Origin of the sequence: Nonomuraea sp. CA-143628, assembly GCF_050942315.1 — a bacterium.
GTDB lineage: Bacteria > Actinomycetota > Actinomycetes > Streptosporangiales > Streptosporangiaceae > Nonomuraea.
In genome coordinates this window covers 3,063,288-3,088,446 of sequence record NZ_CP192072.1, presented here as the reverse complement: position 1 = coordinate 3,088,446, position 25,159 = coordinate 3,063,288, and the positions used below count along the sequence as shown (strand labels likewise).

Sequence of the window (25,159 nt, the reverse complement as noted above, 5' to 3'; positions counted from 1 at the left end):
ATGGTCTGACCACAGTATGGTCAGACCATATCGAAGCCGCACGAGGGGGACAATGGTGGCCGACTGGCAGCCCGTCCGGCGGACCCGTACGTTCGAGGACGTCATCGCACAGATCGAACAGCGCATCGCCGAAGACGGTCTCAAGGTGGGCGACCGGCTGCCCGCCGAGCGCAGCCTCGCCGAGCAGCTGGGGGTCAGCCGCTCGTCGGTACGGGAGGCCATGCGCGTGCTGGAGACGCTCGGCGTGGTGTCCTCGCAGGTGGGGCGGGGTCCCGACGCCGGGGCGGTGCTGACTTCCCGCCCCGACACGGCGCTCACCGATCTGCTCCGGCTGCATCTGGGACTGGCCAGCCTGGAGCTGCGCGAGGTGATCGACACCCGGCTGATGATCGAACGCTGGGCGGCGGCCCGCGCCGCCTCGGCCCGATCCGACACCTCGGGCCTCGCCACGGCCCTGGCGGGCATGGACGCGGCGACGTCGGCCGAGGAGTTCGTCGAGCACGACACCGCCTTCCACTGCGCGCTGGCCGACGCGTCGGGGAACCGGCTGATCGCGGCCATCATGCGGTCGCTGCGCGACTCGATGAGACGCTACGCGGTGGAGGCGGTGACACGGCTCGGCGACACGTCCGTGCTGCGCGCCGACCACGAACGCATCCTCGCGGCCGTACGAGCGGGCGATCCCGACGAGGCCGCGAACGCGGTGGCCGAGCACCTCGCCCACGCCTACCCCTCGCTCAGCTGAACGTCTCTTTAGCTGAACGCTCCTTTAGCTGAACGCGGCCCGGTGGTCCCGGACCCAGGACTCGTAGGAGGTGGCCGGGCGGCCCAGCACCGACTGGACGTCGTACGAGAGACGCGGCCAGCCCACCTCCTTGAGCATGGTCCAACCCGTGGCCGCGACCGCGACCAGGCTCGGATCGGCGCCCGAGGCGAGCATCTGCTCCTTGGCCGCCTCGATGGGGATCTCGACGGTCTCCAGCGGGCGGCCGAGCACCTTGGCCAGGATCGCCACCTGGGCGGGGACGCTGAGCAGTTCCGGGCCCGTGAGGTCGTAGGTGCGCGAGTCGTGCGCGCTCGTGGTGAGAGCGGCCACCGCCACGGCCGCGATGTCACGCGGGTCGATGATGGGCTGCACGCCGTCGCCGGTGAAATTGGGGACCGGGCCGCCCGACCTGACGGCTTCCGCCCAGCCCAGCGAGTTGGAGGCGAAGCCGGCCGGGCGCAGCATGGTCCACGACATGCCGCTCGCCTTGATGGCCTCCTCGCCCGGCACGTGCCACGACCTGACATCACCGGGGTCGTCGGAGTCGCCCGTGCCGATGGCCGAGAGCTTCACCACCTTCTTGACGCCCGCCGCCGCTGCCGCCTCGATCATGGCCTGGTCGTGCTCCTTCAGCCGCCCGCCGAACCCGGTCAGCAGGAGGGCGGCCGACACGCCCTCGAACGCCCGCCGCAGTGATCGCGGGTCTTCGAAGTCGGCCTGGACGGCTTCGCCGCCGGGCGCGCGGGACAGGTCCCGGGTCATCGACCGTACGGCCTCGCCGCGCTCGATGAGCAGGCGGGCGGTCTGGCTGCCTATGGTGCCCGTGGCACCGGTGATCAGAATCATGTCAGCCAGGCTGACAGCGCACCTGGCGTCGCTTATAGGAAGAATCGGCACTATGGATGGAGCACTCCTGGGAACCCGGCGGATTCACGTCCGGGAGCCCGACACCACGCCGACGGTGGCCTTCCGCACGGTGGACGGGGCTGGGCGCCTGTACGTGCTGGGGCCGCGTACGCGGGCGTCGTACCTGGTGCCCAAGGACGTGCCGCACTGCGTCACGGTACGGCTGCGCCCGGGGACCGCCCGGCCGCTGCTCGGGGTGCCGCTGAGCGAGCTCGTGGACCAGGTCGTCCCGCTCCGGGATCTTTGGGGGGTACGGGCGGAGCGGCTGGCCGAAGAGCTGACGGGCATGGTGACGGGAAGCGACTGGGCGGAGCGGGTGATGGCGCGCCTGGAGGCGGCCTTCCTTGACCGGCTGGCCGCGCAGTCGCCCGCCGACCTGGACCGCGCCGGCCTGGTGGGCGCGGCGGCGGCGCTGCTCTCAGCCGAGGCGGCGCTCGACCGTGGCGACCTGATGGGTGTCGCGGCGGCGCCTCCGGTGGTCGCGGTGGCCAGGGAGCTGGGGGTGAGTGAGCGGCACCTGCGCAACCTGTTCACGGGCGGCGTCGGTGTCCCGCCCAAGCGGTTCGCCCGGATCAGCCGGGTCCGTGGCGTGCTGGCCAGGGTGTGTCGCGAAGAGGGCGCTTCGCTGGCCGCCGACGCGGGCTACTACGACCAGTCGCACATGACGGCGGAGTTCCGTGCGGTGATGGGCGTGCCCCCGAGCGCCTACCGGGCGGGCCGCCTGCCCGTCCCGGCCACCTGCTCAGCCGGCTGAGTCGGCTTGCAGGCATTCGGCGCCCGAGCAGGCGTGCATCCTCGACAACCGTTCCTGGAGCTGCAGCACCAGCCCCGGGTCCGCGAACCGGGCGAGGTTGTGCAACTCGTAGGGATCTCGGGTGAGGTCGTACAGCTGTATCTCGCCGGTGACGTATCTCACATAGGTATGCGTCTCCGTCCGCAATGCCTCATAGGACGGCACCGGCGTCTGCGCGGCCGACGACCGGTTGGCCGGCCGGCTGAACTCGACCAGCACGTTCCGCCGCCATGGCGACGGGTGCTTCCCCTGCAGCAGCGGCACCAGCGACCGTCCTTCGGCGAACGGCGGCACCGCCGCCCCGCCGAGCGCGGCGAACGTCGGCGCCAGATCCACCGTCGCCGTCATCTCGTCGATCTTCGAGCCCGGCGCGATGCCCGGCCCGCGCACCACCAGCGGGACATGGATGGCCTCCTCGAACGGGGTGGTCTTGCCCTGAGGGAGGCGATGCGTCCCCAGGTGGAAGCCGTTGTCGGAGGTGAAGAAGATGTAGGTGTTGTCGAGCTTGCCGGAGTCGTGCAGGGTGGTGATCACCGAGTTGACGAGATCGTCGACGCCGAGCATGGCCCGCAGCCTCCTGCGGTAGCGCTCGTCGACCTCGTCGATGACCGCCGGTGAGAGCGGCGGCCTCGATCGCAGCCACTCCGGCTCCTCCGACACGTCCGCCTGGTTGAACGACGGCGTGCGCGGCGCCTGGGACCAGGGGAAGGCGTCCATGTTGCGGACGGCGGGATTGGCCGGGTTGTGCGGCGCGATGGGAGCGAGATAGAGGAAAAACGGATCCGAGGCGGCGGTGATGAAGTCTCTGGCCTTGCCCGCCAGCACGTCGGACAGGTAGTCCTGCTCACCCCAGCCGTAGTCGACCAGGTTGCCGTTCTCGTTGAGGCGGTAGCCGTACTCCTGATAGAGGTTGCGCACGGGCACGTCCCACTCGTGCCATCCGGGCGGCACGTAAGTCTGCGTGGCGGTGCCGCCCGGATAGTGGTTGAGGAACTTGCCCATCAGCGCCGTGCGGTAGCCGACCTGCTGCATCCAGGTGCCGATCGTGGACTGTTCCAGACCCAGGGTGTGGAAGCGGTCGAAGCCGCCTTCCGGCGCGGTGTTGGTCAGCACGCCATGACTGTGGACGTATTGAGAGCGCAGGATCGTCGTGCGCGACGGGCAGCACCAGGAGTTGGACACGAAGAACCGGTCGAACGAGGCGCCCTGCTGCACGAGCTGCTGGTCAATCGCGGGAAAGTAGGAGAGCGCCCCGTACTCCAGATCGTCCGCCATCACCATGACGATGTTCGGCCGGCTCGCCCCGGAGGCCTCCGCCGGACGAATCACCGGGAGCGCACCTGCCGAAAGAATCAGCAATGCGCAAGCGAGTCGACACAGAACGTTAACCACGAGTGGGACTTCCCCGGAAGATCATGCATTGACACCCGGCTCCGCCGCAGCCGTAATAGAACTAAATTCCGGAGGTGTCACATGAAGCTCGGTTTACAGCTTGGCTACTGGCAGCGAAACGCGGACGACGCGACCGAAACCGTCCTGACGGCCGAGCGTCTCGGCTATGACTCGATATGGACCGCCGAGGCGTACGGCAGCGATGTCTTCACCCCGCTGGCCTGGTACGGCGCGCGTACCTCGCGCATCAAGCTCGGCACGTCGATCGCCCAGATGTCGGCCAGGCCGCCCGTCACCACGGCGATGACCGCGATGACGCTCGACCATCTCACGGGCGGGCGGCTGCTGCTCGGCATCGGCGCCTCGGGACCCCAGGTGGTCGAGGGCTGGTACGGCCAGCCGTTCGCCAAACCGCTGACCAGGACCCGCGAGTACGTCGACATCATGCGCCAGGTCTGGCGCCGCGAGGAGCCGGTGACCAGCGAAGGACCGCACTACCCGCTCCCCCTGGCCGACGGGCTGGGCAAGCCGCTCAAGCTCATCACCCATCCACTGCGGCCCGACATCCCCCTCTATCTCGGGGCGGAAGGCCCCAAGAACGTAGCCCTGGCCGCCGAACTCGGTCAGGGCTGGCTCCCGTTGTTCGCCTTCCCATCCAAGATCGAGGAGATGTACGGCGAGGCGCTGTCGGGCGCCGCGCCGGGCTTCGACGTCGCGGCCATGGTCATGGTGGTGATCTCGGACGACGTACGGGCCGCGCTCGACGGTGTGAAGATGATGCTCACGCTGTACATCGGCGGCATGGGCGCCAAGCACCGCAACTTCCACGCCGACATCATCGGCCGGATGGGGTTCGCCGAGGCCGCCGAGCGCATCCAGGCGCTGTACCTGGCCGGGAAGAAGGATGAGGCTTTCCAGGCGATCCCGGACGAGCTGGCCGACGGCATCTCGCTCGTCGGGCCGCCGGGGCGGATCAAGGAACGTCTCGAACTCTGGCGTCAGAGCCCGGTCACCAGCCTGCTGGTGATGGGGCCGCGGGACGAGCGGTCACTGACAATCATCCGCGACTTGGTCCTGAACTGACCGGCCTGTGCTGTGACCACCGTCTCGGTCCCTGTGGCGGTCCGTTGTGGCTGAGGTCCCTCGGTGGGATACCCCCTCCGGGGGGGAGCGGAAGGGCGGCGAATGGCGCGCTAGTCGGGACGGGGAGCCGGGTCGGTGGTGACCGAGTTGAGCAGGGGTCTGCTCAGTGCTCCTGCCCCGATCACGCCGGCGAAGCCGAGTCCGACGCAGACCAGCAACGTGATCACCCCGGTCGAGTTCACCGCGCCGATCATGAAGGGCGACGCGCAGAACGCGCCGACCAGGATCGCGCCGCCGCCCATCACCGTGAGCGGGATGAGCGTCTCGGCCCTGCGTGCCTTGTCGAGCACCTCCAGCGGCGTGCCCGCCAGGCGCAGCAGCCCGTACGTCTGGCGGCGGTCCAGGATCGACGACGCGGCCGTGATCCCGGCGCTGGCGATGGCGACCAGGAACGACACCGACAGCACGACCACCGTGCCCGCGCGGATGTCGGCCAGGATCTGGACGCCGAAGTGCCCGTCGTCGGCGTCCGTGGTGGGCGTGTGCCCGGGAACCAGCCCGGCCAGCGCCGTACGGGCCCGGTCGATGGTCGCGGCGTCGGCCGAGGTGCCGAGAGCGACGGCGACGACCTTCTTCACCGGCTTCACCGTGGCCGTGATCCCCGCCTCCTTCAGCCGGGTACGCGCCTGCGAGGCCACGGCGGCCGTCTGGTCCGCCGGGACGGCTATCTGGAGCTGCCCCGCAACGCCGGTGCTGTTGAAGGAGCCCGGACTGAGCAGGCAGAGGAACCCGGCGACGAAGCCGGTCATGGCCACCCCGCTCACCGTGCGCCACGCGGAGCGCGGATCGTCCACCAGCCGCCGGCCCGCCAGCAGCCGGGCGGGCCGGTTCGCCTGACTGGCCGTGACGCGGCCGATGATCCCGACCACCCACGGGCCGACCAGGTTGACGCAGAGGAAGGCCAGGCCGATCACCACCGCGATGGGACCCACGGCGTTGCCCCGGCTCAGCAGCGGAACGGCGGCGAGCACCGCGAGCAGGGCGACGACCCTGACGAAGCGCATGGCGGGAGGCGTCTCCCGCTTGGCCACCCCGAGCGGGCTGACCACGACCCGCCGCAGCCCCACCACGGCCGAGAGCCCCACCAGCAGGGGGACCGCGACCAGCAGCCCTCCCAGGACCAGCGGGCTCGGCCACAAGTCGGAGACGAACCACGGCCCGCCGCCGATCTGGATCCCGGCCAGCAGCGGCGCCGCCAGGGCGTAGGCGAGCGTACCCGTGACCGCCCCCGCGAAGGCCACGATCATCGCCTCGGCCACGGTCATCCCGACCACCTGGCCGGGCGTGGCGCCGACCAGCCTGAGCGTGGCCAGGCGCTGATCTCTCCTGGCCACGGTGAGCCGGGCCGCCGCGCCCCCGAACACCAGCAGCGGCACGACCATGAGCACTCCGGCGATGAGCGCCAGCACCTGGTAGGCCTCGGCATCCTCGGTCGGCTCACCCGCCAGGCTCGCCACCTTCACCGGGGGTTTGGCGATGATCCAGTCGTCGCTCCGCCGCTCGGTCAGCTCGGGCGCGTCCGGCTTGTGGCCGACGACCGCGACCAGTTCGCCCGGGTAGAGCAGCGCCTCCTCGCCGAGTACACCCTTGGTGCCCGGGAAGCGGGCGGCGAGCTGGTCGGCGGGCAGCCGCTCGGCCAGCTCTTTCAGCGCCGGGGAGAGCCAGACCTCGACGGGCGCGGGGAAGCGGGCCAGGCCGGGCGGCGGCGCGGGCGCCTCCGCCCCGAGCGCCCCCAGGTCGACGACGGTGATGTCCTTGTCGCGGACGAAGTCATGACGGGACGCCTCGATCGCCACGGCCTTACCCGTGGTCGCGACCGGGTTGCGCCAGGCGCTCCGGTCGGCTCTGGCCTCGAAGGCGTAGTTGGCGGCCACCGCGAACAGCAGCAGCGCCATGGAGACGGCGACGGCCCCCAGGGTCAGCCAGGTGCCCAGCAGGCCCTTGCGTCCGCCGCCCTTGAGCAGCCGCCAGGTCAGGTCCAGTTTCACGCGTGTACCCCACCCTTGAGCAGCTGACAGATCACGTTCAGGTTCACGCGCGTACCCCGCCCGCGAGCAGGTGGCCGTCGCGGACCTCGACCGTGCGGTCGCACCAGCCGGCCACGTTGGGGTCGTGGGTCACCACGATCAGGCAGGCGCCGTTGTGCTTGGTCGCCTCGACCAGCAGCCGCATCGTCTCCTGGCCGGTCGTCTGGTCGAGCGCGCCGGTCGGCTCGTCGGCGAAGACCACCGCGGGCTTGGTGACCAGCGCCCTGGCGATGGCGACCCGCTGCGCCTGACCGCCCGACAGCTCGCCGGGCCGCCGGGTCTCCATGCCGTGCAGGCCGAGGGGCCCGAACCAGTCACGGGCCTGCCGTACGGCCTGCGCCCTCGGTACGTCGCCGAGCATCAGCGGCAGGGCCACGTTCTCCTCGGCGGGCAGCTCGGGCAGCAGTTGGCCGAACTGGAAGACGAAGCCGAAGCGGGTACGGCGCAGCGCGCTGCGGCCGCGCTCGCGCATGTTGTCGATGCGCTGGCCGAGCAGGTGTACCTCGCCGGAGTCGGGCTTCATGATGCCGGCCAGGCAGTGCAGCAGGGTTGATTTGCCGGAGCCGCTCGGGCCCATGATCGCCACGGCCTCCCCGGCGCGGACCGCGAGGTCCACTCCGCCCAGGGCCACCGTCTGCCCGAACCGCTTGGCCAGGGCTCGTCCAACAAGCACGTCGTTCATGGTGTCGAGCCTCTCGCCGGGGAGGGGCCCGGCGGATCAGCCGGACGTCCGGTTCCCCATCGGCCGAACGGCTGATCCTAGGGCGGCGGGCTGATCCCAGAGTCGGGGGCGCGGGCTGATCCTAGAGTTGTGGGCGTGACTATTCGCGTGCTCATCGCCGACGATCAACAGCTTGTACGTACCGGATTTCAGATGATTTTGGATGCGCAACCGGACATGGAGGTCGTGGCGGCGGTCGCCGACGGCGCGGAGGCGGTGTCCGAGGCCCGGCGACTCAGGCCGGACGTCTGCCTGCTCGACATCCGGATGCCCAAGCTGGACGGCATCGAGGTGACCCGCGCCCTGGCCGGTCCCGGCGTCGAGAACCCCATGCGGGTCGTCATCGTCACCACCTTCGACCTGGACGAGTACGTCTACGGCGCGCTGCGGGCGGGAGCCCTCGGGTTCCTGCTCAAGGACAGCGGGCCCACCCTGCTGATCGAGGCGGTCAAGGCGGCGGCGAGCGGTGACTCGCTGGTGTCGCCCTCGGTGACGGTACGGCTGCTGCAGCACCTGGCCCAGCCCAAGGTCCGCGTCCCCGTCCCGCTGAACGACCCGCTGACCGACCGCGAGCTGGACGTCGTACGGCTGGTGGCGCGGGGCCGGACGAACCAGGAAGTGGCCGGCGAGCTGTTTGTCTCACTTTCGACGGTTAAGACCCATCTTGGGAGTATTCAGCGGAAGCTCCGTGTCCGTAATCGGGTGGGAATCGCAGCTTGGGCGTGGGAATCCGGTGTCGTCGGCTGATAAATGGCCTCAGCTGATTAACAAGGAGCCTGGCGGGATAGAAGTGAAGCAGAACCTCAGCGCATGGCCCGGGGGGAGAACAACGTGCGCTACGCCCAGGCACCGCCCACTAGGGCCGCTTCTGTCGTCTACGTGACCCTTGCCGCACAGGTCCTCTCCCTGGGCGCTCTCGTGGTCTTCGAACAGGCCCGTGGCCGTCGCCTCGCCACCCAGCTCGCGGCGTTCGGCGGCCGCCCGCACGGCGCCGACGCCCAGGCGGTGGTCGGGGCCGTGACGGTGTTCGCCGTGCTGATGATGCTGGTCGCGGGCACGGCGATCGCCGCCGCCGCGGCCTACGTCACCTGGCTCGTCCGGGCCCGGCAGGCCAACGACCGCTCGGCCCCCACGGGTCCGGTGGCCGCCGCCTGGCTGATCCCCGGTGTCAACCTGATCGCGCCGCCGCTCCTGCTGGACCAGGTGTGGCGCGGCGCCCGCCCGCCCAACGACCGGCGGCCCCGCTGGCTCGCCCTGCTGGCCGCCTGGTGGCTGACCTGGCTCGCCATGCTCGCCCTGGTGACCGTCCGCCTCCCGCTCGGCTCCTCGTCGGGCGACCTGACGGGCATCGGCCTCCCGGAGCTGGCCTGCGCGACGGTGTCCGCCCTGCTGTGCGCGGCCACGGTCCGCGACATCACCCGCATCCAGTGCTCCTCTTCCCGCGCCCGCGGCCGGGGCCGGACCCGCCTCCGGACCACGGGCACCGTGACCCAACTCCCCACACCACCCACGGAGCCCACCCCACTCGAGCAGACGGGTTGAGTCCCAGCCCGAGCACAAGCGGCGGGTTCAGTCCCGCCCGGCGGCCGGCCATGACCCCGGAGACGGCCAAGAAGACGCCGTAACGGCGGCCGGCCACGTGCCGGTCAGCGGGCGTCTTCCTGGAGGCCCCCGGCCACGGTCGGCGGGTGGCGGTGGGGGCGGCTGTGCCGTAAAAAAGGAAAAACTAAGCGGCGCTTGGACCTGAACTCCCCTGGCTGGCGTGCCAGAGGCGGCGGGTGGGCGGTGCGACCACCGGCCCCAGGTCCGCGTACGGGGACAGGCGGAAGCCGTTGGCGTACTCGATGCGGCGCCCGCCGACCCCGCCCGCATCCTCGGGCGCCTGGTCGAGCAGCGCCCTGACCGCCTCGATCCCGCTCGATCGCCACAAGGCGTCGAGGTCGACCAGGTTCCAGCAGTCCACCGCGCGCATCGAGATCGCCCGCGTCCCCGTGCGCCGGACCACGCCCCGCGCCACCATCAGCCACGATCCGAACACCGTCGCCGCGCACCGTCCCTGCACCGACTCGAAGAACGTCAGGTCGATCGGCCCCGTCGAGTCGTCCAGCGTGGTGAAGATGACGCGCTGCCCCGAGCGTACGGCGGGCGTCTGGGTGGCCACCTTGACCCCGGCGACCAGCACCTCGACCCCGTTGCGCAGGGTCAGCAGGTCCTTGGAGCGCACCACCCCGATCGCGTCGAGCAGTTCGTCGTGGAAGCTGATGACGTGGCGGCTGATGTCGATGCCCAGGATCTCCAGCTCGGCCTCCACCATCTCGCTCTCGGTCATCTCAGGCAGTTCGCCGGGCGCGATGTGCTCGGCGAAGCCCAGCGGGAGCTGCACCGCCGCTTCCTCGGGCTTGGCGACAAGACGAGCGGCGGGCGGGGTGTAGCGCTTGGACTTCGCGGCGGACGGCTTGACGCCCGATGTGGAAGCCCGTTCGAGGACGCCGACCTGGGCGATCAGGTCGCGGCGGGTCAGCCGCCCCGGCCGCCAGCGCGCCCCGCCCGGACGCAGGCCGTGCAGGTCGTCGAGGCCGCCCACCTGGACGATCCGCTCGATGACCGGCCGCGACGGGCGGGCGCGGTCCCAGAAGTCGGCGATCGACGTGTACGGCTGGCCGGCCACCATGCGCCCCACCTCCGCCTCGCTCACCCCCTTGATCGCGGAGAACGGCACGCGCAGCGCGTAGCCCTTCCCGATCTCCCCGACCCGGAAGTCGCCCGGCTCGATCCTGAGCCGCACCCGTGGGCCGAGGCGCTCCACGCGCCAGTCCTTGCCGGACCTGTTCACGTCGAGCGGCAGGATCTCGACCCCGCACTGCCGCGCCTCGTCGATGAGCACGCGTTGCGGGTACATGCCGGGCTCATGCGTGAGCACCCCGGCGAAGAACGCGGCCGCGTGGTGCCGCTTGAGCCAGGCCGACTGGTAGGTGGGCAGCGCGAACGCCGCCGCGTGCGCCTTGCAGAACCCGAACGCCCCGAACGCGTCGAGCACCTTCCACGCCTTGTCCACGGCCGCGTCGCCGAACCCGTTGGACCTGGCCAGCGGCACGAAGTGCTTGCGCACCCGCTCGCGGCCCTCCGGCGAGGCCAGCGTGCGCCGCAGCGTCTCGGCGAAGGACAGGTCGCGGCCCGTCATCACCTCGATGATCTTGAGTACCTGCTCGTGGAACACCACCACGCCGTGCGTCTCCTTCAGCGCGCCGCGCAGCCGCTCGTGCGGATAGTGCGGCTTGCGCCATCCATGTCTGGCCTCCAGGTAGGGGGTGACCATGTCGGAGTTCACCGGTCCCGGCCGGAACAGCGAGATGTCCACGATCAGGTCGTGCATCTTGCGCGGCTCCAGCTTGGCGACCAGCTCGCGCTGGCCGGGCGACTCGATCTGGAAGCAGCCGAGCGTACGGCTGGCGCAGATCATGTCGTAGGTGGCCTGGTCGTCGTGGGGGACGTACTCGACGCCGGGCTCCGATCCGTGCTGGGTGTCGAGCTCGACCACGACGTCGTCCACCCGCTGAATCTCGCTCAGCGTGTAAGCCATCGCCGACTGCATCCGTACGCCCAGCACGTCGAGCTTGAGCAGCCCGGCCTCCTCCACGTCGTCCTTGTCGAACTGCGACATCGGGAACTCCAGCAGGCTCCGCTCCACCGGCGTCCTGTCGCGCAGCCCCGCGTTGCCGATGAGCACCCCGCACGGGTGCAGCGCGATGTGCCTGGGCAGCCCGTCGAGCCGCTCCGCCAGCCGGAACACCCGCTCCAGCCCGGCCTCGCCGAGCCGGCTGTCGCGCAGCTCGGGCAGGTCGTTCAGCGACGCGGTGATCTGCTTGGCCCTGATGTGCGGGAACGCCTTGGCGATCGCGTCGATCTCGTACGGCGGCAGCCCCATGGCCCCCGCCACGTCCCGGATCGCGCTGCGCGCCCGGTAGGTCTCCATCATCGAGACGCAGGCCACCCGCGACTCGCCGTACCTGTCGAAGATGGCCTTGTAGCAGTCGAGCCGGCGCGCGGACTCCACGTCCACGTCGATGTCGGGCAGCCCGATGCGGCCGTCGGACAGGAAGCGTTCCATGAGCAGGCCGTGTTCGAGCGGGTTCACCTCCCCGATGCCGATGAGGTAGTTGACCAGGCTGCCCGCTCCCGAGCCGCGGATCGCGCAGCGGATGCCCATGCCACGGATCATGTCGGTGATGCCAGCCACGGCTATGAAATATCCGGACAGACGTTTCCGCTCGATGACGTCCATCTCGGCCCGCAGGCGGTCCCTGGCGTCGGCGGAGCGATCCAGCCCGCGCGAGCTCAGCCCGTCCTCGACGCGGTGCCGCAGCAGCGGCACCGGGTCGCGGCCGACCTCGGGCAGGTGCAGGTTCGGCGGGTCGTGCTTCAGCGCGAGCAGGTCGACCGGGTTGATCGCGCACGCCTCGGCCAGCGTGCGGGTGGCGTGCAGGAGGCGGCCGATCCGGTCGGGGTCGGTCCCGCAGATCTTGGCCGCCACCTGCCACATCTCCTTGGTGCCCTTGAGGTAGGCGTGCGAGGTGGTGCGCTCCAGGTGGCGCGGGTGCAGGGGTACGAGCTGCCGCGCCGCGTCGAGCACGTCGCCCACCTGGTGGTCGGCGGGGTCCAGATATCTGACGGCGTTGGTGAGCACGGCCGGCACGCCCCGGGACTCGGCCAGGGCGAGCATCCGGACGGCGGTGGTGGCGTCGCGGAAGCCGTACTGGTCGACCAGCTCGATCACCACGCCCGGCACGGTGGCCAGCCACAGGTCGAGCAGCGCCCTGGCGTGCTCGTCACGCCGCTCGGCCACGGCGCGGCCCACGTCGGAACGCGGCCCGAGCAGCACCGTCAGCCCGCCCCCGGCCACGGAGGCGATCAGGTCGCGCGTCACCTCGGGCGCGCCGCGCTCGCCCGCGTAGTGGGCGGCCGTGACCAGGCGCACCAACGAGGACCAGCCGCCCGCCTTGGCCAGCACCGTGACCCGGTCCTGAGCCCCCGGCCCGGTCCTGGCCCGCCCCCGGCCAGCCGGCCCGGCGCCGGCCCGCTCCCAGCTTCCCGGCCCGGCACCTCCGTGCGCGCCTGGGCGCGCCACGGAACCCGCCAGCGCGAAGTTGACCCCGAACACCGAGGCGATCCGGGCCTCCGCGCACGCCTGGGCGTGCTTGATCGCGCCATAGAGACCGTCGCGGTCGGTCAGCGCGAGGATGTCCATCCCGTCCTCGGCCGCCCGGCGCACCAGTGCCCGCGGAAAAGCGGTGCCGTAGCGCATCGAGTAGGCGGAGCTCACGTTCAGGTGAGGGAACGGCGGCGCCATCAGTCCCACGCCCGCAGGAGCAGCCACCCGCCACTGGCGGTGTCGAACCGCAACTCGTAGGACCCGACCTCGCGCCCGGGGCTGGCCTCCACCCGCCAGAACTGCCGCTCACCGGGATCGTTCTCGTCGATCTTCCACCACTCGCGGGCCACCACCCACTGGTCGAGGACCCGGCGGACGAGATAGAGGCGATCGCGCCAGACGAACTGGGTCGGCTGCCCGTCCCGGGTCCACACCTCTATCGGATCGCCATAGAGTCTGCTCAAGACGCTTCTCCCCGCGGCTCTGGTGCCTATGCTGAGCCACCCGGGGGAAGGCGGGCGCTTATGTCTCGAACATATGTTCTTACGCCCCGAAACGCAAGTCGCCTGCCTGCCGCACCAGAGGGTTGGCGTCGATCGAGTTGCGGATGCTGAAGACCACGCTGCCCGCCCGGTAACGGTCGTCCGACCACTCCACCGGCCTGCCCTCGTGCGTGGTGGTGATGCGGCGCTGGCGAAGCAGCGGGCTGCCACGCCGTACGCCCAGCAGACCGGCGTCCTGGACACCCGCGGAGACGGCGTCGATGAGGTGCTCGCCGTAGGCGAAGACCAGCCCGATCGAGTCGTACAGCGCCTCGGTGACCGACTCGCAGCCGGGCGCGAGCCCTTCGACGGCGGCGGCCACCCATTCCGCGTACACCGTGCGCTCGACCAGGACGGGCTCGCCCTCCAGTGTGCGCAGCCGGAGCACGTCGAGCACCTCGTCGGTGCCCAGCCTGGCGGCCTCGGCGGGGCCGGCCGCCCTGCGCTTCTGGGCGATCACCTGGCCGCCGTAGCGGTAGCCGTTGGCGCGCGCCCACTGCGCGAAGCTGTGCAGCTCGGCGAAGCTCTGGCTGCGCACCTTGCCCAGCACGATGCGCCTGGCCCCCTGCCGGGAGCCGACGATCCCCTCGGCGACCAGCACCGCGACCGCCTGGCGTACGGTGCCGCGGGCGGCTCGGTAGCGCGCGGCCAGCTCCGCCTCCGTGGGCAGTTGCGAGCCGATCGGATGTACGCCGGCGAGTATGTCATCCCGCAGCTCACCGGCGATCCGTTCATAACGCGCAACCATCCGCGACCTTTCGCATTCATGAAAGAGCAATCTTCATGGGACTTACTTGTGCTGGCTTGTTTGTACAAGTTCCTCTAGCTTCTTTCCACACCCCCCGGAGAGTGGAGCCAACGTGTTCACACCTCGTACCCGTGCGGCAGGCGTCATCGCAGCCCTTACCGTAGCCACGGCGGCGTGTGGCGCCGCCCCTGGCACACAGGAGACCAAGGCGTCAGAGGGCGGGGTGAACGCGAAGACCGCCACCTCCGCCGCAGATTTCGGTGGCCTGGACAAACTCGTCGAGGCGGCGAAGAAGGAGGGCAACCTCCACGTCATCGCGCTGCCGCCCGACTGGGCCAACTACGGCGAGATCATCAAGGGGTTCACCGCCAAGTACGGGATCAAGATCGAGAGCGAGGACCCCGACGCGGCCAGCGCCGACGAGATCACCGCGGTGAAGACCCGCAAGGGCCAGGACCGCGCGCCCGACGTGCTCGACCTCGGCCAGTCGTTCGCGATCAGCGGCGCCAAGGAGGGCCTGTTCGCGCCCTACAAGGTGCAGGCGTTCGGCAAGATCCCCGAGGGGCAGAAGGAGCCGACCGGGCTCTGGACCAACGACTACGGCGGCTACGTGTCGATCGGCTGCGACGCCAAGAAGATCAGCGCCTGCCCGACGAGCTTCGCCGATCTGCTCAAGCCCGAGTACAAGGGCAAGGTCGCGATGAACGGCAACCCGACCAAGTCCGGCTCGGCCTTCGCCGGCGTCTACGCCGCGTCGATCGCCAACGGCGGCTCGTTCGACGACATCCAGCCGGGCCTGGAGTTCTTCAAGAAGCTGAAGGCGGCCGGCAACTACAACCCGGTCGAGACCACCCCGGCGACGATCGAGAAGGGCGAGACCCAGATCAGCATCGACTGGGACTACAACAACGCCGCCTACGCGCCCGAGATGTCCGCCAAGGGCCTCGACTGGAAGGTGAACGTCCCCTCGGACGGCAAGTACTTCCAGATGTACGCCCAGGCCGTCAACAAGGACGCGCCCCACCCGGCCGCCGCCCGCCTCTGGCAGGAATACCTCTACAGCGCCGAGGGCCAGAACCTCTACCTCAAGGGCTTCGCCAGGCCGGTGCTCCTGCCGTCCATGACCACCGACGGCTCGGTCGACAAGACCGCCGCCGACGCGCTGCCCAAGGTCGAGGGCACGCCCACGTTCCCCACCCCCGAGCAGGTGGACGCGGCCAAGGCCAAACTGGCGAGCGGCTGGGACGCCGCTGTCTCGGGATGACCCGCGCCAAGGGGTGGCTCGGCGCGCTGCCCCTGCTGGTCTTCTTCGCGCTGGTCTTCGGCATCCCCGCCATCGCGCTGGTGGCGGGGGCGTTCACCGCGAACGGCCGGCCGAGCCTGGCCAACATCGGCCAGAGCCTCCAGGGCGGCTACCTGACCGCGATGGCCGGCAGCGTCCAGCTCTCGGCCGTGGTGGCGCTGCTCGGGGCGGTGCTCGGCACGTTCCTCGCCCAGGCCGTGGTGACCTCCCGGTTCGCCCTGCTGCGTGAGGCGGTGCTGACGGCCTCCGGCGTGCTGGCCAACTTCGGCGGCGTGCCGCTGGCCTTCTTCTGGATCGCCACGCTGGGCAACTCCGGCGTGATCAGCGGGCTGCTCGGACTGCCGTCCGGCGCGCTGTACACCTTCTGGGGGCTGGTGATCGTCTACCTGTACTTCGCGATCCCGCTGATGGTGCTGGTCATGGCGCCCGCGCTGGACGGGCTGCGGCCGCAGTGGCGGGAGGCGGCGGCCAACAACGGCGCGACGGCCTGGCAGTTCTGGCGCTTCGTCGGGCTGCCGGTGCTCACCCCGGCCATGCTCGGCGGGGTGGTGCTGCTGTTCGGCAGCGCGTTCGCGGCCTTCGCCACGGCCAACGCCATGGTCGGGACCGTGGTGCCGCTGGTGACCCTGAAGATCGCCAGCGCGCTCACGGGTGACGTGCTGATCGGCTACGAGAACATCGCGCTCGCGCTCAGCCTCGACATGATCGTGGTGGCCGGGCTGGTCATGGCGATCTACCTGCCGCTGCAGAAGAGGAGCACCCGATGGCTGCGCTGACCGGGCTGGAGCCGGTGACCGCTCCGCCGCGCGCGCCGTCGCGGCCCAGGTTGTGGCGCGGGGTGGTGTTCCTGCTGTCCGCCGCGTACTTCCTGATTCCGCTCGGGGCCTCCCTCTGGTACACGATCTACACGCCCACGGCCGGGGTGTCGTTCGCGGCCTACGGGGAGCTGCTGACGGCCGAGGGCTTCGGGTCGTCGCTGCTGCTGTCCATGTCGCTGGCCGTCGCGACGATCGTGCTGGCCCTGCTGCTCACCCTGCCGGCGATGCTGGCCGTACGGCTCAGCGCGCCGCGGCTGCGTCCCGTGATGGAGGTGCTCTGCACGCTGCCGCTGGTGGTGCCGCCGATCACGTTCGTGGCCGGGCTCACCACGTCGCTGCGCACCGGCACGGACGTGCTCGCGCCGACACCGTTCTGGGCCACGCTGATCGCGGTGCAGAACCCGGCGTTCCCCGTCGTGCTCGTGCTCGCGTACGTGGTGCTCGTGCTGCCCTTCGTCTACCGCTCGCTCGACGCCGGGCTGCGCACCATGGACGTGCGCACGCTCGTCGAGGCGGCCCGCAACCTGGGCGCGTCATGGCCGCACGTGCTGTTCCGGGTGATCATCCCGAACCTGCGCTCGGCCCTGGCCAGCGCGTCGTTCCTGACGCTCGCCCTGGTGCTGGGCGAGTTCACCGTGGCCAGGCTGCTGGGCTACCAGCCGTTCGCGGTGTGGATCGTGACGATCTCCGGGTCGAAGGGCCAGGTGTCGGTCGCGGTGTCCATCCTCAGCCTGCTGCTCATCTGGCTGCTACTGCTCGCGGTGTCCACCGCGTTCTCCGGAAAGGAGCGGAAATGACGGCTCAGGTGGAGTTCCGGGGGCTGCGGCGGGTGTTCGGCAAGACGGTGGCGCTGGACGGCTTCGACCTGACGATCGCGCCGGGCGAGTTCGTCGCGCTGCTGGGGCCCTCCGGCTGCGGCAAGACCACGGCGCTGCGGTGCGTGGCCGGGTTCGAACGGCCCGACTCCGGCGCCGTGCTCGTCGACGGCAAGGACATCACCGATGTGCCCGCCAACAAGCGCGACGCGGGCATGGTCTTCCAGTCCTACTCGCTCTTCCCCAACCTCAACGCCCGCGACAACGTCGCCTTCGGCCTGCGCGTACGCAAGGTGCCCGTGGCCACCAGGCGCGCCAAGGCGGACGAACTCCTCGAACTCGTCGGCCTCCCCTCCCACGCCGACCGCTTCCCGCACCAGCTCTCCGGCGGCCAGCAGCAGCGCGTCGCCCTGGCCCGCGCGCTGGCGCTGGAGCCGCGGGTGCTGCTGCTCGACGAGCCGCTGTCGGCACTCGACGCCAAGGTACGGGTCTCGCTGCGCGAGGAGATCCGCCGCCTCCAGCTCGACCTCGGCATCACCACCATCTTCGTCACCCACGACCAGGAGGAGGCGCTGTCGATCGCCGACCGGGTCGCGGTCCTGCGCAACGGCCGTCTGGAACAGTGCGGGCCGCCCGCCGAGGTCTACGACCGCCCGGCCACCCCGTTCGTGGCCGAGTTCGTCGGCACCATGAACCACCTGGCCGGACACGTCTCGGGCGACCAGGTGACGGTGCTGGGCCAACTGCTGCCGGTGGACGGCGAGCCTCCCGGCACCCTGGAGGTGGACGTCCTGATCCGCCCCGAGGCCGTCCAGGTGACCCCCGCTCCGGAGGGCACGGCGGAGGTGCTCGCCGCCTCCTTCCGCGGCGCCTCGGTCCGGCTCCGGGTGGCGCTGTCGGGGGGTGAGGTGCTGGCCGACGTACCGGGTCACGAGGCGCTGAGCCTGGCACCCGGCACCCGGGTGACGGTCCGCCTGGTGGAGCGCCCCGTACTGGTGGCCGAGAGAACGGTCACGGTCCCCTCCCCCGCCTCGGAACCGGCCGATGCCGTCTGAGCCGTCACCGTCGTCGGGGGCGGCACCGTTGCCGGGAGCGGCATCGGTGTCGGGAGCGGCATCGGTGTCGGGAGCGGCATCGGTGTCGGGAGCGGCATCGGTGTCAGCGGGACTGCAGGCCGTCCTGTTCGACATGGACGGCACGCTGGTGGACACCGAGGGACTCTGGTGGCAGGCCACGGCCGCGGTGGCACGGACTCTCGGCGTCGAACTGGGCCCCGCCGACACTCCCCAGGTCCTGGGACGCACCGCCGAGGACGTGGCGGCTCACCTGCTCACGACCGCCACCTCGCGTCCCGACCCGCCGGAGATCACCCAGCGCCTCATCGACGCCTTCGCCATACGCGTCGGCGGCGGCGTGACGGTGATCCCCGGCGCCTTGGCCCTGCTCGCCGAACTCCACGCGCAGGCCATCCCCACCGCCCTGGTCAGCGCCTCTCCACGAAGCATCGTCGACCTCGTCCTCCCCCGCCTCGACCACCCTTTCGACCTGGTGATGGCCTTCGAGGACACGCCACGCGGCAAACCCCACCCGGACCCGTACCTGGAGGCGGCCAGGCGGCTCGGCGTGGAGCCTCGGCGCTGCGTCGCGATCGAGGACAGCCCGCCCGGCATCGCCGCCGCCACGGCCGCCGGTTGCCGCGTCATGACAGTCGACTCTCGGCGTGGCCTTCCGGATCTGCGCTCGCTGTGCGATTTCAAGCCATGATACGACGGTGTCCTTCCCAGCCTGGATTGAAAGTGTAAGCTTGGAGCAGATTCAGGTAGGGGGCGCCATGCTGCTGCGGTTCAGGGTCGCCAATCATCGGTCCATCCGTGACGAGCAGACGCTGTCCCTCGTCTCGGTGCCACGTCGTGGTGAGCGACCAAAGGAGTTGTCGACCGTCCGGGTGGCGGGGATCTATGGGGCGAACGCCTCAGGAAAATCGAACGTCCTGTCCGCCTTGAAGTGGATGCAGTTCGCCATCTCCGACTCCCACCAACTGTGGGGCCCGTCCAAGGGTGTGCCTCGCGATCCCTTCAGGCTCCCCAGCGGGGAGTCAAGCCCCCCCTCCTTCTACGAGCTGGACTTTCTACACGAGGGAATCCGATACTCATACGGCTTCGAGGTCGACGACAGGCAGATTCTTGGCGAATGGCTGAACACCTTTCCCAAGGGGAGGACGAAGAAGCTGTTCGACCGCACCGGCCCGACGAGCGTCACGTTCGGCCGTAGCCTTATTGGTGAGACCCAGAGGATTCTGAAGCTGACCCGCCCGAACTCTCTCTACCTCTCCACCGCGGCGGCCAACAACCACCCACTTCTGACCACCCTGTACGACCGCATCAGAGGGGACATCTTTTTCGCGCAGCACGGCGATCGCGATGAAAGATCACGGCTCTTTTTGGTCAAAAAGCTGCTGAACAATGATTCTGTGGCGTTCCTCATCAACCGCCTGGTGAGGATCGCGGACCTCGGAGTCGAAACAGCCGAGATCATCAATGCTCCCGAAGATCCGGTGCGAGACGAGATCGCCAGCCGACCCGCCGACATCGGGCAGAGAGTGGTCGCCAGCAGTTCGCGGACGGACATCCGACTCCGCCGGACATCTGGGGCCGTGCTGGAACTGAGCGAAGAGAGCGCCGGCACCCGGGTCTGGCTATCGCTTCTCGGGCATTCTGTCGGAGCAATCATTTCGGGCGGGACGCTGGTGGCGGATGAGATCGACTCTCACCTCCACCCGCTACTGAGTTCCACGCTCATCCGCATTTTCAAAGATCCGGTGATCAACAGGATGGGGGCGCAACTTGTCTTCGCCTCGCATGACACCACGCTCCTCGGCTCGATGCTGGAAGAAGAGGTCATCGACAGAGACGAGGTCTGGTTCACCGAGAAGGACTCCTCTGGCGCGACCAGCCTCTACTCTCTAGCGGAATTCCACCCTCGGCGCGACGAGAACATCGAGCGGGGTTATTTGCAGGGCCGCTACGGAGCCGTGCCCTACATCAACTTCGACAGCATCCGGGAGATCTTCACGAAGGGACCAGACGAGACGCTATGAGTCCCAGGCGTAGCCCCCCGCGCCTTGACCGCCCCACCGACCGACGATCACCGAAAAAACGGGTGCTCGTCGTCTGCGAGGGCCAGGTCACCGAGGTCGAGTACTTCGAAGGGATCCGCGACTACTTCCGTTCCCTCCCCGTCGACATCCGCAGCTGCAAGGTGATCGGGCTGGGTCGTGACCCAGGCTCTCTTGTTGACCACACGATCCGCGAACGCGACAAGAAGGAGAAGGAAGCCCGCGCCCAGCGGGATGCCAACATCGCCTACGACGAAGTCTGGTGCGTCGTGGACGTCGACGACCACAAGACGCTCGACCAGGCTCTGATCGCGGCGCGCCAAGGAGGGATCAACCTGGCGATCTCCCTCCCGTGCTTCGAGCTGTGGGTCCTTTATCACTTCGAGGAGTGCGCCGCCGCCTGCGGCCCCGACTCGATCAAGCGGAAGCTCAGGAAACACATCAAGGACTATGACAAACATCTCGGCCGCGCATTCCCGTTCGCGAACCATGAGGTCGCGCGTGATCGCGCCCAGCGCGCTGATCCAGATCACTGCACGCCCAACCGCAAAGGACGTAACCCGTCCACCAATGCCTGGCTGATAGTCGAGGTCATCCGCCAATCAGGTAGAAGTCGGTAAGCTAGCCCGCCGTGAGCGGTGAATCCCCCCAGATCGGGCGCTACAGGTTGCTGAGCGTGCTGGGCCGAGGCGGGATGGGTACTGTCCACCTGGCCGAGGACCCCGCTGGGCAGCGGGTCGCCATCAAGGTGATCAACCCGGAGCTCAGCCAGCACGAGCAGTTCCGGATGCGGTTCCGGCGGGAGGCCGACGCCGCGCAGCGGGTGCGCAGGTTCTGTACGGCCGCGGTGCTCGAGGCGGCGCTCGACGGTGATCAGCTCTACGTCGTCACCGAGTACGTGCCGGGGCCCAATCTGGAGGAGGCCGTCCGGCAGTCGGGGCCGCTCAAGGGGTCCAGTCTCGACGCGCTGGCGGTCAGCGTGGCCACCGCGCTCACCGCGATCCACGGGGCGGGGGTCGTGCATCGCGATCTCAAGCCGTCGAACGTGCTGCTGTCCCCCGTCGGACCGCGGGTGATCGACTTCGGCATCGCGCGGGCGCTCGACACGCTGGGCGGGGTCACCGGGACCGGCGAGCTCATCGGCACGCCCCGGTACATGGCGCCCGAGGTGCTGCGTGGTGAGCCGGTCTCGCCCGCGTGCGACGTGTTCTCGTGGGGCTCGCTGATCGTGTACGCGGCGAGCGGGAAGTCGGCGTTCGGCGGCGACACGCTGCCCGCGACCGTCTACCAGGTGCTCAACACCGAGCCGGTGCTCGACGCGGTCGAGCCGGGGCTGCGGGAGCTGGTCAGGGCGGCGCTGCGCAAGGATCCGGCCGCGCGGCCGACCGCGCAGCAGTTGCTCGACCATCTTGTGGGGCGTTCGGTCGCGCCAGAGCAAGCCATCCAAACCGTCCAGGCCGTCCAGGCGGGACATCCTGAGCAGGCCGTCCAGGGAGTACGTCCTGAGCTGGCCGCCCAAACCGCTCAGGTGGCCTGGCAGCACGGGACCACGGCGTTCACCGCGGAGCAGGAGCGGCCGGTCGGAAAGCGCCGGAGCGGCCGGGTCGTGGCCGGAGGGATCGCCGCGGCCGTGGCGGTGCTGGTCGCCGGGGGTGTCACGGCCTGGGCGACGCTCCGCGACAGTGGGCCGCCGCAGCTCCCCGTCCTGTACCGGGAGGACTTCACGCAGACCGGTGGCGGCTGGGACGGCACCTACGATCCGACCGACGAGTACAGCTACGGCTACCGCACCGACGGCATGTACGGGCTCGACGTGGCCGACGACGACGAAGAGCACCTGGTGAAGGCCCCGGCGCCGTTCCTGATCGCCACGCCCACCCCGGCGCCCAGCCCGTCGGCCACGCCCACGCCGATGCTGCCCCACACGGTGGTGGTCGGCGTGACGGCCCAGGTGAAGCGGTCCGTGGGCACCGGCGAGTACGGCGTCTTCTGCCACAACAGCGCCGACGGCACCTACTACGAGTTCGCCCTGAACACCTCCGGCATGGCTCGCATCCGGCGCATCTCCGACGGCTCGGGCGGCACGCTGGCCCAGCCGGTCCAGGTGGACGGCCTGCAGAAGGACAGGAAGGCCAGGATCGAGGCCTCCTGCGAGCAGGACGGCGGCGCCGTGCGTTTGACCATGTGGGTGAACGGCGAGAAAGTCCACCAGGTCGACGACCCCAACGGCATCGGCAACGGCTATGTGGGCCTGTTCGCGCGCACGTCCAAGGACGCGACATCGGTGCTCAAGACCACCTTCGACGACTTCGAGCTACGTGGGAGAAAGGAACCCTGACCACACATGCTGATCGAGATCTCTGACGGCGCCCCGTACGGCATCGCCACCGGCCCTGACGGCGCGCTCTGGTTCACACTCGTGCACCAGGGCCGGGTCGGCAGGCTGGTGCCGGGTGCGGAACCCGTGATCCACCAGCTCGACCCGGCGGACGGCGGGCCGACGGTCATCGTGCCGGGAGCCGACGGAGCGATGTGGTTCACCGAGTTCCAGGGCGGCCGGGTGGGGCGGATCACCGGGTCGGGTCAGGTGACGTCGTTCGAGGCGGAGGGCGCCTACGGGATCGCCGCCGGGCCGGACGGAGCCATGTGGTTCACGCGGATGCGGGCCGACAAGATCGGGCGGATCGCGGCGGACGGGACGCGGACCGAGTTCGAGATCCCGGTGATGGGCGGCATGCCCGCGGCCATCACCGCCGGGCCGGACGACGCCCTCTGGTTCGCCCTCAATCAGGGCAACGCCATCGGCCGCATCGCGCTGTCGGGCGCGGTGACGATCCACGAGCTGCCGACGGAGGGGGCCGCGCCGGTGGGCATCACCGCGGGTCCCGATGGGGCGTTGTGGTTCGTGGAGATCGGCGCGGGCCAGATCGGCCGCGTGGACCTTTCCGGAAAAATTACTGAATATCCGTTGCCGGATCGCGCCTGCCGGCCGCACGCCATCATCGCCGGGGCGGACGGCGCCCTCTGGTTCACCGAATGGGCCGCCGACCGCGTGGGCCGCATCACGACCGAGGGCGACCTCAAGGAGTACGAGCTGCCCGCGCGCGGCGTCCAGGCCGAGCCGCACGGGCTCACGGTGGGCCCCGACGGCGCGATCTGGGTCGCGCTGGAGGCGGGCGCCCTGGCCAGGATCGGGTGAACCACTCAAGATTGCCGGAAAGGTGGAATCGAGGGTGGCGGAGAGGGGTTGACTAGGACATGCGTGCCATAGTCATCACCGCCCAGGGCGGCCCAGAGGTCCTCGAGTACGTAGAGCGTCCCGACCCGGTTCCAGGTGACGGGGAGATCGTGGTCGATGTCGCGGCCAGCGGCGTCAACTTCATCGACATCTACCACCGCTCCGGGGCGTACCCGCTCAATCTGCCCAGCCCGATCGGGTCGGAGGGGGCGGGTGTCGTCTCCGCCGTAGGCCCCGATGTGTCGGACGTGTCCGTCGGCGACACCGTGGCCTGGGCCAGCGTGCTCGGCAGTTACACCGAGAAGGCCGTGGTCCCGGCCGACCGGGTGGTGCCCGTGCCCGCCGGCGTCCCGGCCGAGGTGGCCGCCGCGGCGATGCTGCAGGGCATGACGGCCCACTACCTCACGCACTCCACGTACGAGGTGCAGCCGGGCGACAGCGTCCTCGTGCACGCGGGCGCCGGCGGCATGGGCCAGCTGCTCATCCAGCTCGCCAAGCTCAGGGGCGCGACCGTGCACACCACCGTCTCCAGCGAGGAGAAGGAGAAGGTGGCCCGCGCGGCCGGGGCCGACGAGGTGCTGCGCTACGACGACTTCGTCGACGTGCTGCGCAATCAGGTGGACGTGGTCTACGACGGCGTCGGGGCGGCCACGTTCGACGGCGGGCTGGCGGCGCTGCGGCCACGCGGGCTCATGGCGCTGTACGGGGCGGCCAGCGGGCCCGTGCCGCCGGTCGATCCGCAGCGGCTCAACAAGGAGGGCTCGCTCTTCCTGACCAGGCCGACGCTGGTCAACTACATCGCCGAGCGGGAGGAGCTGCTGTGGCGCGCCTCCGACCTGTTCGGGTGGATCGCCGACGGGCAGCTGAAGATCAACATCTCGCAGCGCTATCCGCTGTCCGAGGCGGGGCGTGCGCACGAGGACCTCGCCGCCCGCCGTACGACGGGCAAGCTGCTTCTGATCCCCTGAGCCCTGAGGCGTCGGGAGGTGGCGCGCGCATGGCCGCCTCCCGCCGTACGAGGGGCGTGAACTACGCTGCCGAACATGGACATCGCCCCCTCCATCTGGTCATTTGCCGCAGTGGTCGCCCTCCTTACCATCACGCCGGGCCTCGACACGGCGCTCATCCTGCGTACGTCACTGCTGTCCGGCAGGCGCCCGGCCTGGGGCGTCGTGCTGGGCATCCAGCTGGGCACCCTCTCCTGGGGCCTGCTGACCGCGGTGGGCCTGTCCACGCTCTTGGCCGCCTCCCAACTGGCCTATGACGTCCTGCGCTGGGTGGGCGCCGCGTACCTGGTGTGGATGGGTATCCGCATGCTCGTGACCAAGGCGAGCGCGCAGGAGGGCTCGCCGGAGACCGGCTTCCGCACCGGCTTCCGGCGCGGCCTGCTCACCAACCTGCTGAACCCCAAGGTGGGCGCCTTCTACGTGGCGATGCTGCCGCAGTTCATCCCGGCGGACGCCCCGCACGCCGCCATGGGTTTGCTCCTGGCCGGGGTGCACGTGGCCGAGGGCCTTGTGTGGAGCACCGTGCTGGTGGGCTTCGCGGCCCTCATGAGCGGCGCGCTGCGTACTCCGGCCGTCAAACGGCTGCTGGACCGCGTGACGGGCATCGTGATCGTCGCCTTCGGCCTCCGTCTGGCTCTGGACAACTAGGCATCGAGCGATCCGCCGCCTCGCCTGC

Annotated in this window: 23 protein-coding genes; 16 read left to right on the top strand and 7 right to left on the bottom strand. The window is 70.1% G+C overall.

Translation table 11 applies throughout. The features are described from left to right. The first annotated feature begins 52 nt into the window (after positions 1 to 52). Entirely contained in the window at positions 53 to 745 is a 693-nt protein-coding gene (locus ACQP2T_RS14480; protein ID WP_433516666.1) for a FadR/GntR family transcriptional regulator, read from the top strand. 24 nt (positions 746 to 769) lie between these two features. On the opposite strand, the gene ACQP2T_RS14475 is transcribed toward ACQP2T_RS14480, so the two are convergent. Further along, the gene (locus ACQP2T_RS14475; RefSeq protein WP_433516665.1) at positions 770 to 1,612 is read right to left on the bottom strand and encodes an NAD(P)H-binding protein; all 843 of its coding nucleotides are present in this window, start codon (positions 1,610 to 1,612) and stop codon (positions 770 to 772) included. A gap of 52 nt (positions 1,613 to 1,664) precedes the next feature. On the opposite strand from ACQP2T_RS14475, the gene ACQP2T_RS14470 reads away from it, so the two are divergent. Then, the gene (locus ACQP2T_RS14470) at positions 1,665 to 2,426 is read left to right on the top strand and encodes a helix-turn-helix domain-containing protein (RefSeq protein WP_433516664.1); all 762 of its coding nucleotides are present in this window, start codon (positions 1,665 to 1,667) and stop codon (positions 2,424 to 2,426) included. Here ACQP2T_RS14470 and ACQP2T_RS14465 read toward each other — a convergent pair. Then, positions 2,415 to 3,794 carry a sulfatase family protein gene (locus ACQP2T_RS14465; protein WP_433516663.1) on the bottom strand — a complete coding sequence of 460 codons (1,380 nt, stop codon included), beginning with the start codon at positions 3,792 to 3,794 and terminating at the stop codon, positions 2,415 to 2,417. The two genes, ACQP2T_RS14470 and ACQP2T_RS14465, sit on opposite strands and share 12 nt — an antisense overlap. Positions 3,795 to 3,938: 144 nt before the next feature. On the opposite strand from ACQP2T_RS14465, the gene ACQP2T_RS14460 reads away from it, so the two are divergent. Further along, positions 3,939 to 4,940 (top strand): LLM class F420-dependent oxidoreductase, encoded by a 1,002-nt coding sequence (locus tag ACQP2T_RS14460; RefSeq protein ID WP_433516662.1) that lies wholly within the window; start codon positions 3,939 to 3,941, stop codon positions 4,938 to 4,940. A 110-nt stretch (positions 4,941 to 5,050) separates the two neighbouring features. Here ACQP2T_RS14460 and ACQP2T_RS14455 read toward each other — a convergent pair whose 3' ends face one another. After that, complete coding sequence (locus ACQP2T_RS14455; protein WP_433516661.1) at positions 5,051 to 6,988, bottom strand: FtsX-like permease family protein; 1,938 nt, start codon at positions 6,986 to 6,988, stop codon at positions 5,051 to 5,053. 43 nt (positions 6,989 to 7,031) lie between these two features. After that, entirely contained in the window at positions 7,032 to 7,709 is a 678-nt protein-coding gene (locus ACQP2T_RS14450; RefSeq protein WP_357953625.1) for an ABC transporter ATP-binding protein, read from the bottom strand. A 135-nt stretch (positions 7,710 to 7,844) separates the two neighbouring features. On the opposite strand from ACQP2T_RS14450, the gene ACQP2T_RS14445 reads away from it, so the two are divergent. Together ACQP2T_RS14445 and ACQP2T_RS14440 are read left to right on the top strand one after the other, a co-directional pair. After that, positions 7,845 to 8,495 (top strand): response regulator transcription factor, encoded by a 651-nt coding sequence (locus tag ACQP2T_RS14445; protein ID WP_358183259.1) that lies wholly within the window; start codon positions 7,845 to 7,847, stop codon positions 8,493 to 8,495. 63 nt (positions 8,496 to 8,558) lie between these two features. Next, positions 8,559 to 9,290: a DUF4328 domain-containing protein gene (locus tag ACQP2T_RS14440; RefSeq protein WP_433516660.1), complete on the top strand. Its 732-nt coding sequence runs from the start codon at positions 8,559 to 8,561 to the stop codon at positions 9,288 to 9,290. Between the two features lie 184 nt (positions 9,291 to 9,474). On the opposite strand, the gene ACQP2T_RS14435 is transcribed toward ACQP2T_RS14440, so the two are convergent. The 3 genes from ACQP2T_RS14435 to ACQP2T_RS14425 all read right to left on the bottom strand — a co-directional run bounded on the left by ACQP2T_RS14435 (position 9,475) and on the right by ACQP2T_RS14425 (position 14,187). Further along, entirely contained in the window at positions 9,475 to 13,095 is a 3,621-nt protein-coding gene (locus tag ACQP2T_RS14435; RefSeq protein WP_433519774.1) for a DNA polymerase III subunit alpha, read from the bottom strand. Further along, positions 13,095 to 13,361, bottom strand: a complete 267-nt coding sequence (locus tag ACQP2T_RS14430; RefSeq protein ID WP_225292491.1) for a DUF6504 family protein — start codon at positions 13,359 to 13,361, stop codon at positions 13,095 to 13,097. Before ACQP2T_RS14430 ends, ACQP2T_RS14435 begins: the two co-directional genes overlap by 1 nt. A 79-nt stretch (positions 13,362 to 13,440) precedes the next feature. Continuing rightward, positions 13,441 to 14,187 (bottom strand): GntR family transcriptional regulator, encoded by a 747-nt coding sequence (locus tag ACQP2T_RS14425; protein WP_433516659.1) that lies wholly within the window; start codon positions 14,185 to 14,187, stop codon positions 13,441 to 13,443. A gap of 112 nt (positions 14,188 to 14,299) precedes the next feature. On the opposite strand from ACQP2T_RS14425, the gene ACQP2T_RS14420 reads away from it, so the two are divergent. The 11 genes from ACQP2T_RS14420 to ACQP2T_RS14370 all read left to right on the top strand — a co-directional run bounded on the left by ACQP2T_RS14420 (position 14,300) and on the right by ACQP2T_RS14370 (position 25,131). Further along, a complete protein-coding gene (locus ACQP2T_RS14420) occupies positions 14,300 to 15,451 on the top strand; it encodes an ABC transporter substrate-binding protein (protein ID WP_433516658.1) in 1,152 nt (383 codons plus the stop codon). Next, positions 15,448 to 16,266 carry an ABC transporter permease gene (locus ACQP2T_RS14415; RefSeq protein ID WP_433516657.1) on the top strand — a complete coding sequence of 273 codons (819 nt, stop codon included), beginning with the start codon at positions 15,448 to 15,450 and terminating at the stop codon, positions 16,264 to 16,266. The genes ACQP2T_RS14420 and ACQP2T_RS14415 overlap by 4 nt, the downstream gene beginning before the upstream one ends. Next, complete coding sequence (locus tag ACQP2T_RS14410) at positions 16,254 to 17,105, top strand: ABC transporter permease (RefSeq protein WP_433516656.1); 852 nt, start codon at positions 16,254 to 16,256, stop codon at positions 17,103 to 17,105. The genes ACQP2T_RS14415 and ACQP2T_RS14410 overlap by 13 nt, the downstream gene beginning before the upstream one ends. Next, a complete protein-coding gene (locus tag ACQP2T_RS14405; protein WP_433516655.1) occupies positions 17,102 to 18,178 on the top strand; it encodes an ABC transporter ATP-binding protein in 1,077 nt (358 codons plus the stop codon). Before ACQP2T_RS14410 ends, ACQP2T_RS14405 begins: the two co-directional genes overlap by 4 nt. Positions 18,179 to 18,278: 100 nt before the next feature. After that, positions 18,279 to 18,887, top strand: coding sequence for an HAD family hydrolase (locus tag ACQP2T_RS14400; protein ID WP_433516654.1), 609 nt, complete (start codon positions 18,279 to 18,281; stop codon positions 18,885 to 18,887). Between the two features lie 67 nt (positions 18,888 to 18,954). Continuing rightward, positions 18,955 to 20,220, top strand: a complete 1,266-nt coding sequence (locus ACQP2T_RS14395) for an AAA family ATPase (protein ID WP_433516653.1) — start codon at positions 18,955 to 18,957, stop codon at positions 20,218 to 20,220. Positions 20,221 to 20,282: 62 nt separating this feature from the next. Further along, entirely contained in the window at positions 20,283 to 20,858 is a 576-nt protein-coding gene (locus ACQP2T_RS14390) for an RloB family protein (RefSeq protein ID WP_433516652.1), read from the top strand. 11 nt (positions 20,859 to 20,869) lie between these two features. Continuing rightward, on the top strand, positions 20,870 to 22,576 hold the full coding sequence (locus ACQP2T_RS14385) for a serine/threonine-protein kinase (protein WP_433516651.1): 1,707 nt from the start codon (positions 20,870 to 20,872) through the stop codon (positions 22,574 to 22,576). Between the two features lie 6 nt (positions 22,577 to 22,582). Continuing rightward, on the top strand, positions 22,583 to 23,437 hold the full coding sequence (locus tag ACQP2T_RS14380; RefSeq protein WP_433516650.1) for a Vgb family protein: 855 nt from the start codon (positions 22,583 to 22,585) through the stop codon (positions 23,435 to 23,437). A gap of 59 nt (positions 23,438 to 23,496) precedes the next feature. Beyond that, positions 23,497 to 24,444, top strand: coding sequence for a quinone oxidoreductase family protein (locus ACQP2T_RS14375; protein ID WP_433516649.1), 948 nt, complete (start codon positions 23,497 to 23,499; stop codon positions 24,442 to 24,444). A 75-nt stretch (positions 24,445 to 24,519) separates the two neighbouring features. Continuing rightward, positions 24,520 to 25,131: a LysE family translocator gene (locus ACQP2T_RS14370; protein ID WP_433516648.1), complete on the top strand. Its 612-nt coding sequence runs from the start codon at positions 24,520 to 24,522 to the stop codon at positions 25,129 to 25,131. Positions 25,132 to 25,159 lie beyond the last annotated feature (28 nt).

Bases quoted from the DNA above. Each gene is read 5' to 3' on its own strand.
- ACQP2T_RS14410 (WP_433516656.1), top strand. From the start codon at position 16,254: ATGGCTGCGCTGACCGGGCTGGAGCCGGTGACCGCTCCGCCGCGCGCG.
- ACQP2T_RS14425 (WP_433516659.1), bottom strand. From the start codon at position 14,187: ATGGTTGCGCGTTATGAACGGATCGCCGGTGAGCTGCGGGATGACATA.
- ACQP2T_RS14475 (WP_433516665.1), bottom strand. From the start codon at position 1,612: ATGATTCTGATCACCGGTGCCACGGGCACCATAGGCAGCCAGACCGCC.
- ACQP2T_RS14375 (WP_433516649.1), top strand. From the start codon at position 23,497: ATGCGTGCCATAGTCATCACCGCCCAGGGCGGCCCAGAGGTCCTCGAG.
- ACQP2T_RS14435 (WP_433519774.1), bottom strand. From the start codon at position 13,095: ATGGCGCCGCCGTTCCCTCACCTGAACGTGAGCTCCGCCTACTCGATG.
- ACQP2T_RS14395 (WP_433516653.1), top strand. From the start codon at position 18,955: ATGCTGCTGCGGTTCAGGGTCGCCAATCATCGGTCCATCCGTGACGAG.
- ACQP2T_RS14470 (WP_433516664.1), top strand. From the start codon at position 1,665: ATGGATGGAGCACTCCTGGGAACCCGGCGGATTCACGTCCGGGAGCCC.
- ACQP2T_RS14370 (WP_433516648.1), top strand. From the start codon at position 24,520: ATGGACATCGCCCCCTCCATCTGGTCATTTGCCGCAGTGGTCGCCCTC.
- ACQP2T_RS14440 (WP_433516660.1), top strand. From the start codon at position 8,559: ATGGCCCGGGGGGAGAACAACGTGCGCTACGCCCAGGCACCGCCCACT.
- ACQP2T_RS14460 (WP_433516662.1), top strand. From the start codon at position 3,939: ATGAAGCTCGGTTTACAGCTTGGCTACTGGCAGCGAAACGCGGACGAC.
- ACQP2T_RS14380 (WP_433516650.1), top strand. From the start codon at position 22,583: ATGCTGATCGAGATCTCTGACGGCGCCCCGTACGGCATCGCCACCGGC.
- ACQP2T_RS14450 (WP_357953625.1), bottom strand. From the start codon at position 7,709: ATGAACGACGTGCTTGTTGGACGAGCCCTGGCCAAGCGGTTCGGGCAG.
- ACQP2T_RS14405 (WP_433516655.1), top strand. From the start codon at position 17,102: ATGACGGCTCAGGTGGAGTTCCGGGGGCTGCGGCGGGTGTTCGGCAAG.
- ACQP2T_RS14415 (WP_433516657.1), top strand. From the start codon at position 15,448: ATGACCCGCGCCAAGGGGTGGCTCGGCGCGCTGCCCCTGCTGGTCTTC.
- ACQP2T_RS14480 (WP_433516666.1), top strand. From the start codon at position 53: ATGGTGGCCGACTGGCAGCCCGTCCGGCGGACCCGTACGTTCGAGGAC.